Annotated in this window: 19 protein-coding genes; 17 read left to right on the plus strand and 2 right to left on the minus strand. The window is 66.8% G+C overall.

Going from position 1 to position 18,939, the window contains the following annotated elements; all coding sequences use genetic code 11:
- Positions 1–2 precede the first annotated feature (2 nt).
- The gene (xylA, locus tag AC1DWR_RS06540) at positions 3–1,181 is read right to left on the minus strand and encodes a xylose isomerase (RefSeq protein ID WP_477623980.1); all 1,179 of its coding nucleotides are present in this window, start codon (positions 1,179–1,181) and stop codon (positions 3–5) included.
- Between the two features lie 132 nt (positions 1,182–1,313).
- Positions 1,314–2,672, minus strand: coding sequence for an MFS transporter (locus AC1DWR_RS06545; RefSeq protein WP_477623981.1), 1,359 nt, complete (start codon positions 2,670–2,672; stop codon positions 1,314–1,316).
- Between the two features lie 364 nt (positions 2,673–3,036).
- Here AC1DWR_RS06545 and AC1DWR_RS06550 point away from each other — a divergent pair, with 364 nt between their 5' ends.
- From AC1DWR_RS06550 to AC1DWR_RS06630, 17 genes are all read left to right on the plus strand, one after another.
- Entirely contained in the window at positions 3,037–3,372 is a 336-nt protein-coding gene (locus AC1DWR_RS06550) for a C-glycoside deglycosidase beta subunit domain-containing protein (RefSeq protein ID WP_477623982.1), read from the plus strand.
- Entirely contained in the window at positions 3,365–4,474 is a 1,110-nt protein-coding gene (locus tag AC1DWR_RS06555) for a sugar phosphate isomerase/epimerase family protein (protein WP_477623983.1), read from the plus strand. The genes AC1DWR_RS06550 and AC1DWR_RS06555 overlap by 8 nt, the downstream gene beginning before the upstream one ends.
- A 9-nt stretch (positions 4,475–4,483) precedes the next feature.
- Positions 4,484–5,125, plus strand: coding sequence for a TetR/AcrR family transcriptional regulator (locus tag AC1DWR_RS06560; RefSeq protein ID WP_477623984.1), 642 nt, complete (start codon positions 4,484–4,486; stop codon positions 5,123–5,125).
- A gap of 120 nt (positions 5,126–5,245) precedes the next feature.
- On the plus strand, positions 5,246–6,160 hold the full coding sequence (locus AC1DWR_RS06565) for a thioredoxin family protein (protein ID WP_477623985.1): 915 nt from the start codon (positions 5,246–5,248) through the stop codon (positions 6,158–6,160).
- Between the two features lie 22 nt (positions 6,161–6,182).
- On the plus strand, positions 6,183–7,700 hold the full coding sequence (locus AC1DWR_RS06570) for a GMC oxidoreductase (RefSeq protein ID WP_477623986.1): 1,518 nt from the start codon (positions 6,183–6,185) through the stop codon (positions 7,698–7,700).
- A gap of 35 nt (positions 7,701–7,735) precedes the next feature.
- Complete coding sequence (locus AC1DWR_RS06575; RefSeq protein WP_477624235.1) at positions 7,736–8,878, plus strand: Gfo/Idh/MocA family protein; 1,143 nt, start codon at positions 7,736–7,738, stop codon at positions 8,876–8,878.
- A gap of 17 nt (positions 8,879–8,895) precedes the next feature.
- Positions 8,896–9,903 (plus strand): sugar phosphate isomerase/epimerase family protein, encoded by a 1,008-nt coding sequence (locus AC1DWR_RS06580; RefSeq protein ID WP_477623987.1) that lies wholly within the window; start codon positions 8,896–8,898, stop codon positions 9,901–9,903.
- Between the two features lie 2 nt (positions 9,904–9,905).
- Entirely contained in the window at positions 9,906–10,103 is a 198-nt protein-coding gene (locus AC1DWR_RS06585; protein WP_477623988.1) for a hypothetical protein, read from the plus strand.
- On the plus strand, positions 10,100–11,647 hold the full coding sequence (locus AC1DWR_RS06590; protein ID WP_477623989.1) for a GMC oxidoreductase: 1,548 nt from the start codon (positions 10,100–10,102) through the stop codon (positions 11,645–11,647). Before AC1DWR_RS06585 ends, AC1DWR_RS06590 begins: the two co-directional genes overlap by 4 nt.
- Positions 11,644–12,423 (plus strand): nuclear transport factor 2 family protein, encoded by a 780-nt coding sequence (locus tag AC1DWR_RS06595; protein WP_477623990.1) that lies wholly within the window; start codon positions 11,644–11,646, stop codon positions 12,421–12,423. Before AC1DWR_RS06590 ends, AC1DWR_RS06595 begins: the two co-directional genes overlap by 4 nt.
- Entirely contained in the window at positions 12,420–13,223 is an 804-nt protein-coding gene (locus AC1DWR_RS06600; RefSeq protein WP_477623991.1) for a TIM barrel protein, read from the plus strand. The genes AC1DWR_RS06595 and AC1DWR_RS06600 overlap by 4 nt, the downstream gene beginning before the upstream one ends.
- The gene (locus tag AC1DWR_RS06605; protein ID WP_477623992.1) at positions 13,220–14,182 is read left to right on the plus strand and encodes a sugar phosphate isomerase/epimerase family protein; all 963 of its coding nucleotides are present in this window, start codon (positions 13,220–13,222) and stop codon (positions 14,180–14,182) included. The genes AC1DWR_RS06600 and AC1DWR_RS06605 overlap by 4 nt, the downstream gene beginning before the upstream one ends.
- Positions 14,179–15,168, plus strand: a complete 990-nt coding sequence (locus tag AC1DWR_RS06610) for a sugar phosphate isomerase/epimerase family protein (protein ID WP_477623993.1) — start codon at positions 14,179–14,181, stop codon at positions 15,166–15,168. Before AC1DWR_RS06605 ends, AC1DWR_RS06610 begins: the two co-directional genes overlap by 4 nt.
- Before the next feature lie 74 nt (positions 15,169–15,242).
- A complete protein-coding gene (locus AC1DWR_RS06615) occupies positions 15,243–16,016 on the plus strand; it encodes a TIM barrel protein (RefSeq protein WP_477623994.1) in 774 nt (257 codons plus the stop codon).
- Positions 16,017–16,044: 28 nt separating this feature from the next.
- Entirely contained in the window at positions 16,045–16,443 is a 399-nt protein-coding gene (locus AC1DWR_RS06620) for a C-glycoside deglycosidase beta subunit domain-containing protein (protein WP_477623995.1), read from the plus strand.
- Positions 16,440–17,435 carry a sugar phosphate isomerase/epimerase family protein gene (locus AC1DWR_RS06625; RefSeq protein WP_477623997.1) on the plus strand — a complete coding sequence of 332 codons (996 nt, stop codon included), beginning with the start codon at positions 16,440–16,442 and terminating at the stop codon, positions 17,433–17,435. Before AC1DWR_RS06620 ends, AC1DWR_RS06625 begins: the two co-directional genes overlap by 4 nt.
- A 209-nt stretch (positions 17,436–17,644) precedes the next feature.
- A complete protein-coding gene (locus tag AC1DWR_RS06630; protein ID WP_477623998.1) occupies positions 17,645–18,931 on the plus strand; it encodes an ABC transporter substrate-binding protein in 1,287 nt (428 codons plus the stop codon).
- Positions 18,932–18,939: the final 8 nt, after the last annotated feature.

The raw sequence follows: 18,939 nt of genomic DNA on the forward strand, positions 1-18,939 counted from the left end.
CGTCAGCCGATGAGGTGCTCGAGGGCGAGCTGGTTGAGCCGGACGAAGCCGTAGTCGCGCTCGGCTGCCTTCTCGACGTCGAACTTGTCGTCCTTGGACAGGAAGTCGGCAAGTGACTCTCCAGCATCGAGGGTCGGCGTCGCGAGGGAGGTCACCCCGGAGTACTCCAGTGCCTCCGTGACCCGCTGGTCCGCGCGGAACTCCTTCGCCTTCTCCGCAAGGAGCAGGTATGTCGACATGCAGGCCTTCGCGGACTCCCACACGCCGGCGAGGTGCTCGGTGCGAGAGGGCTTGTAGTCGAAGTGCCTGGGGCCATCGAACCGCGGGGCGTCGGGTCGGCCGACGAAGCCGTTCTCCAGCAGGTCCACGGTGAAGAAGGCGGACAGGAGGTCGCCGTGCCCGAAGACCAGGTCCTGGTCGTACTTCAGGCCGCGCTGTCCGTTCAGGTCGATGTGGAACAGTTTGCCGCTCCAGAGCGCCTGGGCGAGCTGGTGCGTGTAGTTGAGGTTGGCCATCTGCTCGTGACCCGTCTCCGGGTTCACGCCCACGATGTCACCGTGCTCCAGTTCTGCGATCAGCGCGAGAGCATGCCCGACGGTCGGAAGGAAGATGTCTCCGCGCGGCTCGTTCGGCTTTGGTTCCAGCGCAATCCGCAGGTCGTAGTCCTTCTCCTTGATGTAGGACGCAACCGTGTCCAGGCCCTCCTTGTAGCGGTCCAACGCGGAGTACAGGTCCTTGGACCCGTCGTACTCTGCGCCCTCGCGGCCGCCCCACATGACGAAGGTCGTCGCCCCCATCTGCGCGGCGATGTCGACAGCGCCGAGGACCTTGCGCAGCCCGAACCGCCGGACCGACCGGTCGTTCGAAGTGAGCCCACCGTCCTTGAAGACGGGGTGCGAGAAGGTGTTGGTGGTCACCATCTCGATGACCAACCCTGAGGCATCCGTGGCGGACTTCAGTCGGCCAAGACGGTCCTGCTTCGTCGTCTCATCGGCGTCGAACGCAAAGACGTCGTTGTCATGGAAGGTGATCCCCCAGGCGCCGATCTCGGCCAGCTTCTCGGCATACTCCCACGGGTCCAGCGCGGGGCGGCTCGCGGTTCCGAAGGGGTCGGCGCCGGTCCAGCCGACGGTCCAGAGACCGAACGAGAACTTGTCTTCAGGCTGGGGCTGACGAGCCACGGTGAACTCACTTCCGCATAGAGACTGGCGTGGCGCGAGCGGGTCGGTGCGCCGCTGAGAGTCTGTCCCTTCCCAAATCAGAATGACAGTTCCAGTTCGTGATGGACTCCATCGGCCAGAGCAATGCCGAGGTCAGCGTGAGGGCTCTTGGGCAAACTCTTGGTTCGGGACAAGGAGTGACACCAGGGCGCCGACCACGAGGACCCCCCCGAGAGCCAGGAACAGGGTCCCTGCGTCGAACCGCGTCGCCAGCAGGCTGCCGATCGAGGCCGCTCCGATGGTGACTCCGAGCTCCCGTCCGAGCGACACGGTTGCCGTCGCCGAACCCACCAGCTCCGGCGGTGCCGAATCCTGCGCCATGGTGGTCACCAGTTGCATGTAGCACCCTGTTCCGACGCCGAGGAGGCCGATCCAGATCGCGGTGTGCGGCAGGCTCCAGGAGGCGTCCAGGCCGGAGAGGGCCAGCATCGCGCCGGCGCCGACCAGACATCCCACCAGGGGGAGCCGGCGATACCTCCCCGTCCGGGAGATCAGGGCAGACGTGGCGGTGACCGAGGCCATCATCCCGAGGATCAGGGCCAGCAGTAGCGCGCCCGATGCGGTGGCGGGGACGTCGAGGACGGTCTGCACGATGGTGGGGAGAAAACCGACAAGCGCGAACACGGCTGCGCCGACGGTGAAACCCAACCAGGCGCTGACCCTGATGGTGCGGTCGCGCAACACCGTGATGGGGATGAGCGGGTCTTCGTGACGCAACATGCGCCTGATGAACACGGCGGAAGCGAGCACCGCCACTGTCGTGAGGGCCCCACCTGCCGGCGTCAACCAGTTGGTCTGACCGACGGTGCCGACCACTGACACCAGAGCGGTCACGGCGATGGCGTAGACGACGGCTCCGGGAACATCCAACCTTCCGCTCGGGGTCTCTGACTGGGTGCGGGGAACGGACTTGGTGGCCAGAAGGATGGTCACCAGGCCCAGTGGCAGATTCACCCAGAAAACCCACCGCCACCCCAGGGAGTCAGTGAGGGCTCCCCCGATGAGCGGGGCCACCACGCTCGCGGCCGCGAAGACCAGACCAACAGGCGCCATGAACTGTCCACGCTGACGAGCCGGGACGGCGTCGGCGACGACTGCCTGGGACAGAACGAGGACCCCGCCGCCGGCCAGACCCTGAAGGGCACGAAGCCCGACGAGCTGGGGCATCGTGGTCGCGAGCCCGCACGCGACCGACGAGGTCACGAAACCCCCGAGGCACAGGAGGAACATCGACCGGCGTCCGCGAAGGTCGCCGAGTCGTCCGTACACGGGCATCGAGATCGTCATCGCCAGGGTGTAGCTGGCGAAGACCCACCCCATCGCTGATCGGCCCCCCACCTCGTGGACGACGGCTGGCAGGGCGGTCGCGACGATCGTCTGGTCCATGGCTGTCAGGAACGTGACGACGAGGAGCGCGATCTGGAGTCGCCGGTGGCGCGTGGATGGGTTCACTGGGGAGAGCACAGTGGCATGGGGCACGGAGCAGGCCTGCCTGACTGACGAGGACGCGGCAGTGTGCGCGTAGCCCGTCCACGACGAGCCCGACGGGCGGTCGCTGCACTGCGAAACTCACCCCGGCATCCGCACGAACCATATCCGACCCTCCGAGGCTCCGGCAGGCGTCCGCTCTGTCGAATTGTTGAAGGCGGGCATCGGTTCTGGTGATGCCTCGTATCGGCATTCACGCCTTCGTCGCTCGCTGGATCCCGGCTTCAATGACGCTGTCCTGGAATGCGCGGCCTAGCGAGGAGAGTCGATGATCCCCGATCGAATTGTGGAGGACGGGACCCTCAGGTCCACCGGGCGACGCGCCTCCGTGGAGGTCCGAATCCCTTGGTATCGGGCGTTGCCCGCGTCATGCATCGCCGACGTCGAGCTCCGCATCGACGGCGTCGCCGCACCCAAGGACAGCCTCGTCTGGAACCTGAACGGCCGCGACTTCCGCTTGGGGGAGCTGGCCGAGACGGTCGATGAGTGGTGGTTCACCACCGACTCCGCCGTCCTGTCCGGGGACCTCGCAGTCGCAGACGGCCAGTCGCACGATGTCGAGGTCGACCTCCACCTGTACATCCCCTACATCGTGACCGCGCACGGCGTCCTGCTCATCGAAGAGCACGGCCGGAAGACCATGGAGGTTGCTGCAGATGTCTGACTCCCTCGGTACCCCGATCCAAGGCGTGACCCTCTACAGCTTCACGCGCGCGTTCCACGCGCGCCAGGACGATCTCGAGGGGCTGATCCGTCGGGTGTCCGCTGATGGGTACGGGCCCGGTTTGGAGATCATCGGCTTCTCCGCCTTCCGCGGTTTCCCCGAGGTCACCGACGAGTATGCCGAGTGGTTCCGCGGCCTGGTCGATGATGCCGGTCTGGTGCAGACTTCGCTGGCCATCAACACAGACGTCGGCATCCGCCGGGACGGCCTGATGACGGACACCGAGCTGGTGGAGTACATGCGACGCCAGATCGAGTCGGCGGCGAAGCTCGGCTTCCCCCTGGCCCGTGTCCAGATCTCGCTGACGCCAGATTCGATGGAGGCGTTGCTCCCCATCGCCGAGCGTTACGGGGTAACCCTCGCCATCGAGGTCCACGCCCACCACCACGCGAAGGCTGACCTGGTCCTGGCGCTCCGCGACCGTTACGAGAAGCTCGGATCCCCACTGCTGGGGTTCGTGGCCGACTGGGGCGCCACGGTCATCGACTTCGCTCCGTCCGCGGTCGAGGCGTACCGTCGGCGCGGCGCCAGCGAGGACCTCATCTCCGCGGCGGTCGAGCTCTGGCGCGACTACTACCGACAGGGGCCGCCGAACACCGACTCCGAGCACGGCCAGCGGTTCGGTGCCTTCATCGGACTTGCCGCGCGCCACGGGCGTCCGGATCTCGGCGTCGACCTGGCCATCAACGGCACGGGTCTGTTCGGACCAGCCGAGGTCAGCTCCTGGCTCGAGATCATGCCGTGGATCCGGCACGTCCACGGCAAGTTCTTCGGCATCGACGAGAGCGGCGAAGAGCCCTCGGTGCCTGTCCGCGGCCTCGTCACCCAGCTCGTCAATGCCGGGTACAAGGGCGCCATCTCCACCGAGTACGAAGGCTGGCACTGGAACCACTGGGACGACGCGTTCCCGATCGTCGCCGGGGAACAGGCCGTTCAGCGGTCGGCGGCCGAGTTCGCTGGATCGCGCATGGTCACGTCCGCAGCCGAGGCCCGTGAGCAGCTGAACGCCCATCACGGATCGGTGCGGGGCGCGGTTCAGTAGGCTCGGCGCATGACGCCCCCTGGTGGCGAACTCGTCAAGAAACCCAAGCAGGAGCGCAGCCGTCAGTCCTTCGACCGGGCGGTCGAGGGTGCCATGTCGCTGATGGTGGAGCGGCGCTCTGGCGCGATCACGGTTGCCGAGGTCGCCGCGCGCTCGGGGGTCTCCACCGGCTCCATCTACGCTCGCGTCGCCAGCAAGGACGACCTCATTCGGGTTGCCCATGCACGGCTGATGGAACGCCTCGCGATCGAGACCCATCGCGCCCTGAGCTTGGATGCCTCGTCCCAGGAGACGTTGCATGCCTTGGTGGGGCGCGCGGTTCGCGCGCTCGCGGAGCTGTTGCGCAGGCACGCCGATGAGCTGGCACCCTTCATGCGGCTCGCCCACAACGACCCGGTGATCGCCGCGGGAGGCAAGATCGCGCACGAGGACATGGTGTCGGCCTTCTCCAAGGCGCTGCTGTCCGCCGGCGATGCCATCACCCGCCCGGATCCGGAGGCGGCCGTCACGTGGTCCTGCACGGTGGTCTACAGCGTCCTCGCCAGGCAGTTGGGCCTGGGCAGTGACCCAGAAGCGGCCATGGATCAACCGTGGGAAGAACTGTTGGCCGTCCTCGTCGAGATGGTGGCTGCATATCTGAGCCCGGGTTGATGCGGGGCATCGTTCCCAGCGATGCCCCGCATCACGAACTAGAACTGTTGTTTTAGTTCCGGAGGATGAAGACTCTCCACGAGTGCCCACCGCAGTGGTGGGACGTCGAGAGGAGACCCGGTGTCCGACACGACCACGAAGGTCCGCAGGAGGACTGCCGGGGATGGTGCCCCCAGCATCAGCCTCCCGGACTCCCAGGGACAGACCGTCAGCGCGGACTACTCCGCGAACTCGGCCACCGTCGTGGTCTTCACCTCGAACGGTTGCCCCTATGCCCTCGCGTGGCACGACCGCATCCAGAAGATCGCCGCCGACTACGCGGGGCGTGGCGTCCAGCTCGTCCAGATCGTGAGCAACGACGAGGAGCTCCAGCCGAAGGACTCTCTCGAAGGAATGCAGGCACGCGTCGCCGCGGGTGAGGTCGCCGGCGCCTACCTGAAGGATGTTCAGCAGTCGGTCACCGCGTCCTTCGGTGCCACGGCGACCCCCGAGGTCTTTGTGGTGGACGCCGATGGAGTGATTCGCTACCACGGCGCACCTGACGGGGACCACGACGACCCCACCCAGAACGCCCGGTTCGTCCGCGACGCCCTCGAAAGCGTGCTGGCGGGCGAGCCGGTGCAGCGACCCACCACCTCGCCGGCGGGTTGCTCGGTCAAGTGGCGGGTCGAGCTGCTCTGGTACGACGGCTGCCCCAGCCACGGAGCCGCCGAGATCCTGTTGACCAATTGCCTCGCCGAGATCGGCCGCACAGACGTCCGTGTGGAGCGGGTCCAGGTCAGCAGCCCTGAGCAGGCAGCCAGTCGGTCCTTCCCTGGCTCCCCCACCTTCCAGGTTGGCGGCAGCGACCTCTTCACCGTCGAAGCTCCCTCCGCGCTCGCCTGTCGGACCTACCGCCACCCGGACGGACGAATCTCTCCCCTCCCGGCCAAGGACGAACTCGTCGCCCACCTTCGGGACTCGCTCGCCCGACCGTGGGATCTGCCCGGCTGGCGCGACTTCCGCGCCGCCTCCAGCTCCACCGCGGGCGCCTGAGCCCACCATCGAGGAATCCCCAATGTCGCGGAAGTTCCCCTCACGCGTGGATGTCGCCATCGTCGGAAGTGGTCCCACCGGTGCTGCCTACGCGCGCGTCCTCAGCGAGCTGCGCCCAGACCTTGACCTCGTCACCTTCGAGGTGGGACCGCTGTTGGCAGACCCGCCCGGGATCCATGTCAAGAACATCATCGATGCGGAGGAGAGGACGTCCGCGCAGCGCCGCTCAGAAGGCCTCGTCGGCGCGGACTCTGAGGACCGGCGGCTCCGGCGACCTGGCACCCACCTGCTTCCCGACGGCTTCCAACAGCCGGGCGAGGACGGCATACCGTCGCTCGCGATGTCGAGCAATGTCGGCGGCATGGGCGCGCACTGGACCGCGGCGTGTCCGCGGCCAGGCGACAGCGAGGTCATCGGGTTCGTCGACAACCTCGACGAGCTCCTCGATGAAGCAGAGCGCCTCCTCGGTGTGTCAACCCACGCCTTCGATGGGGCTCCTTTCACGGACGAAGTGCGAGCCCGGCTTGGCACTGTCTTCAACGACTCACGCCCTGGGGGTCGCAAGGTCCAGCCGATGCCCCTGGCGGTACAGACGCACGGTGACGGCCGGGTGACCTGGTCGGGATCCGACGTGGTCTACGGCGAGGCCACGCGGTCCAACCCGCGACACATCCTCTTCCCCGAAGCGCAGGTTCGTGTGCTCCGGCTGGAGGACGGTGGCGTGTCAAGCGTCGTGGTCCGCGACCTCCAGGACGGGACCGAGCACCAGGTGGCGGTCGGCCAGGTCGTCGTGGCGGCTGATGCGGTCCGTACCCCGCAGCTGCTGTGGGCGTCGGGTATCCGTCCGCCGGCTCTGGGCCGCTACCTCAACGACCAGGCCCAGGTCATCTTCGCGGCACGGCTCCGCGATGTGGTCGCTGGGGACGCGTTGCAGGGCGGCGACTCGCAGAAGCCCAGAATCGCCCGTCAAAGCGGTGTCAGCTGGGTTCCCTTCACGGATGCGGAGCCGTTCCACGGCCAGGTCATGCAGCTGGACGCCTCACCCGTGCCGCTCGCGGCCGATGACGTGGTCGAGCCCGGCAGCATCGTCGGCCTGGGCTGGTTCTGTGCCAAGGACCTCCAGGAGACAGACCGACTCGAGTTCGACGATGACAGCACGGATGCATTCGGAATGCCGGCCATCCGTGTCCATTACACGCTCACGGACAAGGACCTGGCAGCGCTCGAACAGGCCCGCCAGCTCGTTCGAAAGGCGGCTGAGGCGCTCGGTGAACCTCTCGACGCAGACCCGATCACGCTGCCTTCCGGCGCGTCCTTGCACTACCAGGGCACCGTGCGCATGGGGACCACCGACGACGGCACCTCGGTGTGCGACCCGCTGTCCCGGGTCTGGGGTGTCGACGGCCTCAGGGTGGCCGGGAACGGGTTGATCCCCACGTCCACGGCATGCAATCCCACCCTGACCTCGGTCGCGCTGGCCGTGGCAGGTGCTCGCGACATCGCCAGCACCTATCCGAAGCAGGAAGGAACCGTCCCGTGACGGAGCACCCGACCCAGAGACCCCTCCGCGTGGCCATGGTGGGCTATGCCTTCATGGGTACCGCGCACTCGCAGGCCTGGCGGACCGCGCCCCGGATGTTCGACCTCCCACTCGCTCCCCAGATGTCCGTCCTCGTCGGCCGTGATGAGCACCGCGTCGCCGCCGCGGCCCGGAGGATGGGCTGGGCAACCACCGAGACCGACTGGCGCCGCGTGGTCGAACGGGACGACGTCGACCTCATCGACATCTGTACGCCCGGTGACACCCACGCCGAGATCGCCATCGCTGCGCTGCAGGCCGGCAAGCACGTCCTCTGCGAGAAGCCGTTGGCGAACTCCGTCGACGAGGCAGAACGGATGGCTGACGCAGCTCGAGTGGCGCGCGAACGTGGTGTGCGGTCGATGGTCGGCTTCACGTATCGCCGGGTGCCGGCGATCGCGCTCGCCAAGCGACTTGTCGATCAGGGGCGCATCGGCCAGGTGCGCCACGTTCGGGCTCAGTACCTCCAGGACTGGATCGCGGATCCCGAAGCACCCCTCTCCTGGCGGCTCGACAAGGAGAAGGCTGGTTCGGGGGCGCTGGGAGACATCGGAGCGCACGCGCTGGACCTCGCCCAGTTTCTGACGGGCGACACCGTCACGGACGTCTCGGGAAACCTGCGGACCTTCGTCACCGAACGCCCCATCGCGAGCGACCACGCGGGCCTGGCGGGCACAGCAGGGTCCGAGCGGGGACCGGTGACCGTCGACGATGCAGCGAGCTTCCTGGCCCAGTTCGCCGGCGGCGCCATGGGTGTGTTCGAAGCGACGCGCTTCGCCTACGGGCGCAAGAACGCACTACGCATCGAGGTCAACGGGTCCAAGGGAAGCCTCGCCTTCGACTTCGAGGACATGAATGTCCTCGAGTTCTACGACGCAGCCGAGTCCTCGGACACGGCGGGCTTTCGCCGCATCCTCGTCACCGAGCCGGAGCATCCGTACGTCGCCGCGTGGTGGCCGGCGGGGCACGGCCTGGGTTACGAGCACGGCTTCAGTCACCAGGTGGTCGACCTGGTGTCAGCCATCGCCGCCGGTGATGACCCCACGCCCTCGTTCGACGACGGCCTCCAAGTACAGCGTGTCCTCGATGCGGTCGAGACCAGCTCCGCTTCGCGGGCCTGGCAGACCGTCCCCGCCTGAAGACGTAAGGAACAACCATGACTCGCCCTGTCACCCTCTTTACCGGTCAATGGGCCGACCTGCCCTTCGAAGAGGTCGCCCGACTCGCCTCCGAATGGGGTTACGACGGACTGGAGATCGCCTGTTGGGGGGACCACCTCGACCCGTGGAAGGCCGCCGAGGACGACGAGTACGTCCAGGCCAAGCTGGACCTGTTGGCCCGGTACGACCTGAAGGTGTTTGCGATCTCCAACCACCTCACAGGGCAGGCCGTCTGCGACGACCCGATCGACGCCCGTCATCAGGGCATTCTCTCGTCCCGAATCTGGGGCGATGGTGACGCCGAGGGCGTCCGCCAACGCGCTGCCGAGGAGATGAAGATGACGGCCCGCGCGGCTCAGCGACTCGGGGTCTCCACCGTCATCGGATTCACCGGTTCGGCGATCTGGAAGTACGTCGCGATGTTCCCGCCCGCGTCCACCGAGATGGTGGACGCCGGCTACCAGGACTTCGCCGACCGGTGGAACCCGATCCTCGACGTCTTCGACGAGTGCGGCGTTCGGTTTGCCCACGAGGTGCACCCGTCGGAGATCGCCTACGACTACTGGACCACAGTCCGCACCCTCGAGGCCATCGGCCACCGTGAGGCGTTCGGACTCAACTGGGACCCCAGTCACTTCGTGTGGCAGGACCTCGACCCCGTGGGCTTCCTGTGGGACTTCAAGGACCGCATCTACCACGTCGACTGCAAGGACGCCAAGCGGCTGGTGGGCAACGGCCGCAACGGACGCCTCGGGTCCCACCTCCCCTGGGCAGACCCCCGCCGCGGCTGGGACTTCGTGTCCACCGGTCACGGTGACGTGCCGTGGGAGCAGTGCTTCCGCATGCTCAACACCATCGGCTACGACGGACCGATCTCCGTCGAGTGGGAGGACGCCGGTATGGACCGCCTCGTCGGTGCTCCCGAGGCACTGGACTTCGTGCGCCGGCTCGCCTTCGACGCGCCTTCAGCCTCGTTCGACGCAGCCTTCTCGTCGGGGGAGTGACCATGATCTCCACCATCCGGCAGGCAGTCCTGACCGCAGAGTTCGACGAACGCCAGCTCACCTCACTGCTCGTCAACGCCGGCCCGTCCGCGGGACCTGCCGCGCTCGGAGTCGTCATCGGCAACATCGTCAGCTGCATCCGCCGTGATCGAAAGGAGCTCCGCAGCTGGCTGGCGGGGGCTAGGGAGAGCCGCGCATGAGCAGCGACCACCGCAAGGTCATCGTCATCGGATCCGGACCAACGGGAGCCGTGTACGCCCGTCGTCTAATGGAGCGAAGCGAATCCGTCTCGGTGCTGATGGTCGAGGCCGGTCCCGCGCTCAGTGACCCCCTCGGCATGAACGTGCGCAACATCGAAGACAAGGCGGAGCAGACGGCAGCCAAGCTCGCATCGCAAGGGCCCGCAGCTGGTCGCGCCGGGCTGGCCGGTATCCCCACGGGGGGCATGGAGGGCACGGTCACGGCACGGCAGGGAACCCACCTGGTTGGTCGCGCTGCTGAGGGAAGCACAGGTATGCCGGCAGCTGCGGCTGCGACGTGTGTCGGAGGTCAAGGGGCCCACTGGACGTGCGCAACCCCCCGGCCGATAGGAACCGAGCGCATCGACTTCCTCGACGCGGAGCTGGACGGGCTGCTCGACGAGGCCGAGCGACTCCTGCACACCACGCATGAAGCGTTCAGCGGGGCCCCGCAGGCGGCGGCACTTCTGGGACTCGTCGCAGACGAGTTCGCTGACGACGGCCTGCTCGTCCAGCCGCTCCCCGTTGCCGGCGATCCCCGGGCCGACGGCTCGATGCGTTGGTCTGGCACGGATGTCGTGCTGGGGGAGCTCTCTACACCGGGTGCGAAGGCGGGTCGCTTCGAACTCCGGACGGGAACCCTTGCCGTGCGCCTCCTTGTCGAGGACGGCAACGTCGTGGGTGCCGTCCTGCGGGACCTCGCCACTGGAGACGAATCCCAGGAGAGGGCTGACGAAGTGGTCGTGGCGGCAGACGCCCTGCGTACCCCACAGCTGCTGTGGGCATCGGGGATCAGGCCCCAGGCGCTGGGTCGGTACCTGACCGAACACCCGCTCATCTTCGGTGTCGTGGCAGTGAAGGAAGGACTGCTCCCGCCCGTCGCTGCCACGGATGCTCCGATCGACCCCGTTCGCGTGGTGGTGGGGATCCGGTTCGACCAGGACCTTCACCCCTTCCACGCACAGCTCATCTACAGCCCGGTCTGCCCGATCCCGCTCCCACCGGACAGCCCCTTCATCGGCAACGTCGGAGGCTACGTCGGCATGGGCTGGGGGGTCAGGAAGTGGCCGCGCGCCGAGGACCGACTCCTGTTCGCTGACGATGATCCCGACGAGAACCAGCTGCCAGGGATCAGGATCGCCTACGAGGTCACCGAGCGCGAGGAGGCGGAACTCGACCACGCGCGGGAGTTCCTGGCCCGCGCTGCAGCCGCCTTGGGAACCTTCATCGACGGGATGCCCGTCGTGATGCCACCCGGAAGCTCCCTGCACTACATGGGCACCGTTCGGATGGGGCCCCTCGACGACGGCACCAGCGTCTGCGACCCCGACTCCCGGGTGTGGGGGGTGCCGGGGCTCGTCCTCGCCGGCAACGGCCTGATTCCCACGGCGAACTCCTGCAACCCGACGCTCACCAGCGTTGCCCTCGCTGTGCGCGGGGCCGATGCGCTGATCGAGCGCCTTGCCAGCACCCCAGACCCGGCACCGACGGAAGAGACACGATGACCACCATTGACGACACCACCCTGATCCAGCGCCTGGCCGAGCTGGAGGCCCGAGTCGAGGCGACCGAGCTCGAGGCCGTTCGAGCGTCCGACCGCGGCGCAGTCGAGAACGTCTTCAACCGCTACATGCACTACCACAACGCCTACGAGGACGAGCGGATCATCGACGAGCTGTGGGCCAAGCCGCGTACCGAAGGGATCCGATCCCGCTACAACAACGTCGGGGAGTACTCGACGTACGAGTCGGTCACGGCATACCACCGCGGACGTCCGCGACCGGTCGGCAAGCTCTTGTTCCACTACACGACCACTCCGGTGGTCGAGGTCTCCGCCGACGGCACCACGGCCAAGGGCATCTGGATCATGGCGGGCCTGGAGTCCGGGCTCATGGATCCCGAGATCGCCAAGGAAGCCCCTCCGTACGTGTTCTCCGGCGGCGAGGTCGATGGCAAGCCGGTGTGGGCCCACTGGGTGTGGTGCAAGTACGGCGTCGACTTCATCAAGCAGGACGGCGAATGGCGAATCTGGCACTTCCGTTGCTACGAGGTGGCGAGGGCGCCGTTCAACCGCGACTGGATCAGCTTTGCCAAGGACAACCAGCACAGCCACGACTCGCAGCTCGCATGGTTCGGCGACGACGGCAAGCCGGTCTTCCTTCCCACGGTGGACGGCCCGATCGTGACACAGAAGTACGAGCCGTACGCCAACGACACCGCCCAGAAGCTCGACCCCGAACCGCCGCGACCGTACGGCACGTTCGAGGACTCGTTCCGGTGAACCGGCTCGACTCCCTCTCGGTCAACCTGGAGTACATGTTCCACGAGGCCGGAGAAGACCTCGCCGCCAGGGTGCGGGCCGCTGCCGAAGCCGGGTTCACCAAGGCCGAGATCTTCTGGACCCACGACAAGGACCTCGACGCGCTCGAGGCTGCCCTGGACGAGACGGGTGTCCAGCTGTGGACGGTGCTCGTCGACCCGAGGACAACGCGGCTCGTCCTCAAGGACACTCATGAGGGCTTCCTCGACGACGTTCGACGGACCGTCGCCGATGCGGTGAGGCTGATGTGTCCGTATGTCGTCGTGGGGTCCGGCCCTGCCGTTCCCTATCTCAAGCGACCGGTCCAGATCGGGATCATGACGGAGGCGGTCGCCCGCGCGGCAGAGATCGCGGCGGACGCTGACGTCACTCTCCTCGTCGAGGCCGTCAACACCCGGATGGACCACCCGGGCGTGCTGACCAGCATGACGTCCGACTCGGTGGCCGTCGTCCGTGGGGTCGACTCACCGCACGCCCGCGTCCTCTACGACCTCTACCACTCCGTCGTCGAGGGCGAGGACCCGAACGTCGTGCTTCCCGCGGTCATCGACGTGGTCGCCCACGTGCAGATCGCGGATGCCCCCGGCAGGGGGGAGCCGGGGAGCGGCGCCATCGACTGGCCGGCTGCCTTCGCGCTGCTCGACCAGGTCGGGTATGCCGGCGCGGTTGGCGTCGAGTGCTACCCCACCATCGCGTCGACAGCCGATGCGCTCGGGTACCTGCGACAGGTGGCCGCCGGCGAACAGGTCGTGGCGCGATGACGCACGAGGATGGCGCAGGGGAACGCCGCATCAAGTGGAGCTACATGGACCACTGGCGGAGCAACGGCCCTACTGGTCCGGTGGACCAGTGGCACTCGCACAAGACCATGTCGGCGTTCCTCAAGCAGATCAAGGCAACCGGCTTCGACGCGATCGACACGTTCGACTTCCGCATCTGGCAGATGTATGGCGACTACGGCGGCCCTGCGAAGTACCAGCAGATGGTGCAGGACCACGGCCTCGAGCGCATCGTCAACACTTTCCACGCGGCTGACTACGACACCCGCACCTACGCTCCCCACCTGGCGGAGACGCACGAGAACATCCTCGAGGACTTCCGCGTCACCATGGGGCGCTGGTCGGAGATCCAGCTGGACAACATCATCGTCATGCCCGCCACGCTCTACTACGACATGGAGCCCGTCACCGAGGACAAGCTCAAGACCACAGCCGAGCTGTGGAACAAGGTCGGGGAGATCACCGCGAGCCACGGTGTGCGACTCACGTGCCACCACGAGTTCTTCTGCGGCATCCAGAGTGAAGCTGACATCGACACCTTCTACTCGCACACCGACCCGCAGTACGTGTCGCTCTTCGTCGACACGGCCCAGCACTGCATCGCGGGGGTCGATCCGGTCGCGCTCTACAAGAGGCACGCCGACCGGGTGAGCGGGTTCCACTTCAAGGACACCCACAACGTGGCAGTCGGCGACGACCACCGACAGCGTCCCGACTCGGAGATTATGGCGCCCACGACCGGCAAGTGGTTCTACGAGATGGGCACGTCGCAGGGCCTCGTGGACTTCGAGTCGATGATGACCGCAGTCAGGGACAACGACTACCGGGGCTGGATCTCGGTCGAGCACGACAAGGCGAACAAGGAAGGCGGCGACTACTCCGAGAGCACCGCAGTCTCCCGCTGGTACGCGAGCAACGTCTTGGAACGGATCTACTCATGACCGCGATCAGATGGGCTTATGCCATCAACCAGTGGAAGCCACAGTTCGACGACTTCGTCCGCCGGGAGCAGCACGAGCGCGCACTCAAGACCATCTCGATCGCAGGCTTCGAGGGCGTCGAGCTCACTGCAGGGACCGGGCGCTGGGAACCGCTGGGGAACCCTCAGCAGCTCGCGGCGAACTTCGGGTCGGTCGCCGGCCTTCGACACCTGTTGGACGACTGCGCCATTGACGCCGTGTCCAGCTGGTACTGGGATCCACAGGAACGTTCGATGGAGCACCTGACCGGTCCGCTGTCGCCTCTCGTCGAGGCTGACGTTCCCGTCATGATCGAACGGGCGGCGTGGTTCGCCGAGGCGTTGGCCGAGCTCGGTGGGTCGGTCCTGCTGGTGCGCCCCGTCCCCGGCGCCGGCGACACCGACCCTCTCGACGACGTCGGGCTCGCACGGCTGGCTCACTGCTGGGAGGCGGTCGGCGCGGCCTCAGCGAAGCACGGCATACGCACTGCGCTGCACGTCGACTTCCTGTCGGCCCTTCGTCGCGGAGATGCCCTCGACAAGCTGCTCGAGCTCACTGATCCGAAGCTCGTCGGACTCGTCGTCGACACCGGCGAGCTCACCGCTGCGGGCCTGGATCCAGTCGCCGTCATCGAGAAGCACCCTGAGCGCGTGGTCCACGTGCAGTTCAAGGATGCCCTGGCCGTCGACGAGGGTGAGGAGTACCTGGCACCCCATGCCCACTGGACGGTCCGGGTGCGCGGTGGCGAACGCGAGGTTCCGCGGTGGTTCGCCGAGCCCGGGGCCGACGGCGGTCTGGTCGACTTCCCCGCAGTCACGCAGGCCCTGATCCGGACCGGATACTCGGGCTGGATCGTCGTCGAAAGTGACCAGAGCCCGCACCCTGCCGCCAGCGCCCTGCTGGCCGGGTACCTCGTGCAGCGTGAGCTGCGACCGATGGTCGAAGGGGAGCGAGCTGCCGATGCCTGAGAGAACCCACGGCATACCCAACCGTGCCGTCAACGACACCCCGCGCGTTCGCGCGTCCAACGAAAGGCTCCACCGTGTACCAGCTCTCTCCTAACATCGAACTCCTGTTCACCGAAGCCGGCGAACACCCCGAGCGAGTGCGCGCCGCGGCGGCAGCCGGCTTCGACGCCGTCGAGATGTGGGGCACGTCCACCGTGGATGTCGACGCGCTGGGCAAGGCGCTGGCTGAGACCGGTGTGAGCCTCACCTCCGTGATCGCTGAGCCGCGAACGAACTTCGCCCTTCCCTGGGAGACGCTGGACGCCTTCTTCGAGGGGCTCGACCGCGGGATCGAACATGCGCGCCAGCTCGGATGCCCGCGAATCGTCCTCGGGTCCGGGGTCGGATTCCCGGGCCAGAAGCGGACTCAGAACCTCGCCCGTCTCATCGAGGTCTTCTCCCAGGCAGTCGAGCGAACGAAGGACTCAGGCGTGAAGCTGGTCCTCGAGCCGGTGAACACGCGCGTCGACCACCCAGGCGCCCTGACGGACCGAACGGCGGACGCCGTCGTCGTCGCTCGCGGAGTGGGTTCCGACTCCTTCGGGATCCTCTACGACCTGTACCACTCGATCACCGAAGGCGAGGACCCGGCGACCGAGCTGGCCAACGCCGCAGGCCTCATCGACTACGTGCAGATCGCGGATTCCCCGGGCCGGGGAGAACCGGGAAGCGGCGATGTCGACTGGGCGGCACAGCTCGCCGTGCTGCGCACCTCGGGGTATGCCGGCCCCATCGGGCTCGAGTACTTCCCCACCGTGCCCTCGGGGGAGTCGGTCAAGCACATCCGCTCCGTCGCGGCCCACGCGTGAGTCCTTCGACGCCACCAAGGAGGCAACCATGACCCTTGAAGCCAGTGTGCTCCGGCGTGAGGCCGTGCACGCCACACCAGAGGGCTATCAGATCGATGTCCACCTCCCGTGGTATCGGTCCCTGCCGTTGTCGTGCCTCGAAGACATCAGCCTTCGCCTGGGAGTCGACGTCGTTGACCGGGCGCACCTGAGGGTTCGGCACGATGGTCGCGAACTCATGCTGGACGAGTTGGCGGAGCTGGTCGACGAGCAGTGGTTCGTCCAGGACGCGCTGGAGGTCCTGGTTGCCAAGCCGGACAGACTGCCCGCAGGCCACGCACTCGATGTCGAGCTGACCCTCGCCACCCGAATCCCCTACATCATCATCGGCCCGGAGACAGCCCTCGTACAACGGACCCGTGTTGAGCGAAAGGTCGTGGTCCAATGAGCATCGTCCTGGGCGTCACCCTCTACTCGATGACGAACGAGTGGCTTGCGGGGCGTTTCACCCTGCCGGAGCTCGTCGACGAGGTGGGCCGGCGCGGACTCGGCCCCGGCCTGGAGCTCATCGGCTTCCAGAGCCTGCGTGGTTTTCCGGGCAAGGTCGACAAGGCTGAGCTCAAGACGCTCAGGGAGGCCTTGGACCGCAACGAGCTCAAACCCACGTCCCTTGCCTCCAACGCCGACGTGGCCCGTCGTGCCGGCGCTTGGATGGACACCCAGGAAAGCGTCGAGTACATGAGGCCGCAGATCGAGCTCGCCGGCGAGCTCGGCTTCCCGGTCGTTCGTACCCAGGTGGGCCTGACCCCCGCGGTCCTCGAGCTGCTCGAACCCATCGCGGCCAAGGCCGGCGTTCACCTGGGTATGGAGGTGCACGCCCCGGAAGGCCCGAACACCCCCAAGGTCCTGGCCGCCCGCGAAGCCTACGACCGGATCGGGTCGGAGCACCTCGGCTTCATTCCGGACTTCAGCTCGTGCATGCGGGCCATCCCGCCGGGAATGCTCGACAAGCTCCGTGCAGCGGGTCTGTCCGAGGAAGGCGTCGATGCCCTCGTCAGTGCCTGGGAGTCGCCGGGGCCGCCTTTCCAGAGGTACGGCGCCTTCGCCGAGGAGGCAAAGGCACTCGGAGAGCCGGAGCTGCCCGTGGGACAGGCGAGGCTCGTCTTCACCATGTTCGGCAGGGAGAACCTGGAGGACTGGCGCGAGGTGCTGCCCCAGGTGAGGCATGTCCACGGGAAGTTCTATGACGTGGATGACGACCTCACCTCGCCGTCGATCGACTACCAGGCCGTCCTCGACGTCTTCGCCGAGACCGACCGCGAGATCACCATGTCGAGTGAATGGGAGGGGCACGCCTACCTCGACGTGGAGGACCAGGACGCCTTCGAGATGGTCGCTCGGCACCACGCCATGTGCCATCGCATGATGGGCGGCTCGTAGGCGTTTCGCCGGAGAGATGGTTCTCTTGAAAACCATTGTAGGACAACGTGATTCGCTTCCCCTTGAGCTCGACTGCGACATCAGTGTCAGTGATGTGGATGATCGCAAGTCCGGAGTTCCCAGCGCCACCCGTGTTCTGTGACAGTGGCCACAACCACCCACATGTCTGACCGCTTCGAAGCGGCTGACAGCTAGCCAGGAAGACCCTCATGACACCTCCGAACTCACGACGCGTCATCGCCGCCGCGCTCCCGGTCCTCCTCGGGGCCTTCGTGGCTGGCTGCAGCTCCTCCAACGGCTCAGCGGCCAATGCAGCCGAACCACAGGCGATCACCTTCTCGTACCAGATCGCCAACCCGAACGCCAAGAGCGTCTACCAGACCCTTGCGGAGCAGTACGTCGCTTCGCACAAGGGCGTCACGATCAAGACGAACCCGATCAACCTCGCGTCGTACAACCAGACGCTCACCACGCAGCTGACGGCCGGAAGCGGCCCGGACGTCTTCTTCATCAACGCCGGCAGCGGTCAGACCGCCTCCGTCGAGCCCCTCCAGAAGGCCAACAAGCTCCTGGACATCTCCGCCAACATCGACCCGAAGTTCATCCCTGCGAACGCCAAGAGCCTCTTCGTCTTCAACAACAAGACGTTTGCCGTCCCCGTCTACCTGGCGCCGGCTGGGCTCATCTACAACGACGTGGCCGCCAAGGAGGCCGGCGTCGTGCTGACCGGGACCTCGACGATGGACGACCTGATCGCGCAGTGCGGCAAGGCACGCGAGAAGGGCAAGGCCCTGCTCGCCGTTGCTGGCGCCATGTCGCCCAACACGGGCATCTTCACCACGGCAGTTGCGGCGTCGACGGTCTACGGTGTCGACCCTGACTGGAACAAGAAGCGAAAGGCCGGCCAGGTCAAGTTCGCCACCAGCGACGGCTGGCGCACCGCGCTCGAGACCGTCAAGAAGCTGTACGACCAGAAGTGCTTCCAGGACGGTGCTGCTGGTGCCGGGTTCGACGCACTGACCAACGGCATGGGTCAGGGGAAGGTGTTTGGCTTTGCCGCCCCCGGTGGTGCCGCGAAGGACATCATGGACTCCACGCACGGGGCCGTGAAGCTGGTCGTCCTCCCGATGCCCGGCGCGGGGGTCGACACCTTCCTGATGGCCGGCACGCCGGATGCTGTCGCCGGAAACGCCAAGACCAAGAGCCCCAAGCTGGTCAAGGACTTCCTCTCGTGGATGACACAGCCCGCTCAGGCCAAGACGGCCGCGGAAGCTGCTGGTGACCTGCCCGTGGGCGACATCGACACGTCGGCCGTCCTGCCACAGTACGACGGGATCAAGAGCATCCTCGACGCCAAGCACATCGCCAACTACCCGCAGCTCGACTGGCCAAACGGCGAGGTCTACGACGCGCTCGGGTCCGGAGTGACCGGCCTGCTCACGGGACAGAAGTCCGTGGACGACGTCCTGAACGACCTCGACAAGGCCTGGGGCTGAGTCGAACC

Source organism: Pedococcus sp. P2_E2 (genome assembly GCF_056403955.1).